The organism is Bacteroidota bacterium (genome assembly GCA_018816945.1).
Taxonomy (GTDB): domain Bacteria; phylum Bacteroidota; class Bacteroidia; order Bacteroidales.
This window is the reverse complement of the sequence record JAHIVC010000053.1, coordinates 1-2,102: the sequence shown is the minus strand read 5'-3', so window position 1 is coordinate 2,102 and position 2,102 is coordinate 1. Positions and strand designations below refer to the sequence as shown.

3 protein-coding genes are annotated in these 2,102 nt (G+C 34.3%); all 3 read right to left on the bottom strand.

Features of this window, described 5'->3' with window-relative positions; all coding sequences use genetic code 11:
* Positions 1 to 2 precede the first annotated feature (2 nt).
* On the bottom strand, positions 3 to 269 hold the full coding sequence (locus KKG99_08130) for a hypothetical protein (GenBank protein ID MBU1012960.1): 267 nt from the start codon (positions 267 to 269) through the stop codon (positions 3 to 5).
* Positions 270 to 357: 88 nt separating this feature from the next.
* Positions 358 to 1,113 (bottom strand): serine protease, encoded by a 756-nt coding sequence (locus KKG99_08125; protein ID MBU1012959.1) that lies wholly within the window; start codon positions 1,111 to 1,113, stop codon positions 358 to 360.
* A 160-nt stretch (positions 1,114 to 1,273) separates the two neighbouring features.
* On the bottom strand, positions 1,274 to 1,945 hold the full coding sequence (locus KKG99_08120; protein ID MBU1012958.1) for a DUF2971 domain-containing protein: 672 nt from the start codon (positions 1,943 to 1,945) through the stop codon (positions 1,274 to 1,276).
* Between the last annotated feature and the right edge of the window lie 157 nt (positions 1,946 to 2,102).

Genomic DNA, 2,102 nt, shown 5'->3' with positions numbered 1-2,102 from the left:
TTTTATGAAGTTCCGCAGGCCCAATACGTTTGCCACGTATAATGAGTTCTGTATCCATGTTCTTGCCTCCTTGCTGAAAACAGGGTAACAAGTCCTGGTAAGGAACGCAAGTTGATTTTTAAGAAACGCGTAATGCTCCCTACTTCATTAAATCCTTTTCGATCATCTCTGATCATTGATAGCCAATGGCCAACCAGACTACCGATTAATAAATTCAAAATTCCATATAGATAAGGATTGTTTTTGATAAAATCATCTATGTTAATCATTTTTTATTATCTTTACTTAACCGGTTGCGGGGCCGTTCCCGCAATTCGCGTTAAATGTCTGGTTGGGCGTATTGATTAGTATTGATTATTAGTTATTATAAATTCTTTTTGCTTTTATGAGCTCCGGTATGCATTCACAACTCCAAACTATACCAAGTTGAGCAGCAAGCTCATCATCACCAGCAATTCGTCCTGAATATATTCCGAGCATAACTTTAACCGAAGGAAGGTCTACCTCATGTTTAACATTGTCAAACTTTATTCTGGTTAAATGTTTATTGACAAAAAGGACAGGAGAACCAGACATACCTTCTCGTGTTGCTGTATCTAAGATTATTTTATATTTATTGGATGCTGATGAAATACTAGGCTCTGAGGCTATTGTAGCGCTTTTCCAAATTGGAAGGCCACTGATTCTAATCCCCATCGGAAAACCAATTACCCACACATCTTGCGTTACATAAAAGAAGTCTTTTCTGTAAGTTGGAGCAGGGTCAATAATTTCATTTATTGGAATGGTAGCTATTCCTTCAGGTGGCTGGATTTTTAAAGCTGCCACATCAACTTCGTTCGATAATGGATGTTCGTACCAAATATATTCTTTGTTATCATTCGTAAGTTTGTATTCGCACGTTATTTGTTCGGTAATATTCCCGTCAACTGGGAAGTGAACTCTTATAATTTCAGGTAATCCCCCTTTTGAGTCTAGAGTTTGTTTGGTTTGAGTATGCCTCCCAGACAGTACATGCCAGTTTGTTACAAGATAAATGCAATCATTACTTGTATACAGACAACCTGTTGCTCTTGAAATTGTAATATTTCCCCCAGAAATCTTATTCTTCATTATCGATTCAAGAAATATGGGGAATAGAGAACAGTAATGTGGTGGTCTCATTGATACCTAACTATGCACAAGTTAATCTGAATACCCAACCCATTAATCAGCGGTGGCGCAAATGAGCTTGCCGCGTCAGCGCCGCCGACCTTAACGCCATCCGCTGGATTTATTTGTTAAACCTTTTGTCTAAATTTGTTGCTTCTTTGTTTTCCAATACTTCAAACTGGGTAAATGCAATATTTGATTTAATAACACTAACTTTAGGATTGTAACTTTTGACAAGTTCACGAACAGAATCTATTGACAACTCACATCTTGGCCCAAGAATTACTTCTTTTAACTGAATTCTTTGCGTAAAAGGTTCAAAATAAAGTCCTGCCTCTATTCTTGATTCATCTAGCTCAACAAATAATCTCACTTCATTTTCATAATTCCAATCATAAAATTTTGTCCGTAGAAGATTAAACATGTCGTCTCTATTTGGATTACCTGTCAATTTGTCAAAATTCATGTTGATAAAATCTTTTTTGTATTTAACTGGCAATAAAAATTCATCATTAATATCAAATCCAAGTGCTATGCCAGTATGCTTTTCTGCATAATGGCCCCATAATAAAGGATTTTTCCAGCTTTCACTAAAGCATATAATGCCAGTTTTGCTGTTCAAATCATCTTTTATTTTAATAATTAATTTACGTTTTGATATATCTGATAAATTTGCAGCAAGCAACTCAAAAGGATCATTTAAGTCTTGGATTCTTGAAATTTTAATTCTGCGTAAAGCAATATTGCTAATTGCAAAAATAGAAGGAGTAAAATAGTAACCACGTATAGTCATAATTATTTTTGGTTTAACAGATATTAGATAGAAAAAATATATTACAAACCATTTGATGAAAATAATTATTCAATAATATCATATAAATATCACATGCAAATCATTTCCTTAAAAATCAAACTTGAACAATATCAAAATGTTGCGAGAATGTTTTTCA

Coding starts and splice junctions, on each gene's coding strand:
- KKG99_08130 (MBU1012960.1), bottom strand. CDS start 269: ATGATTAACATAGATGATTTTATCAAAAACAATCCTTATCTATATGGA.
- KKG99_08125 (MBU1012959.1), bottom strand. CDS start 1,113: ATGAAGAATAAGATTTCTGGGGGAAATATTACAATTTCAAGAGCAACA.
- KKG99_08120 (MBU1012958.1), bottom strand. CDS start 1,945: ATGACTATACGTGGTTACTATTTTACTCCTTCTATTTTTGCAATTAGC.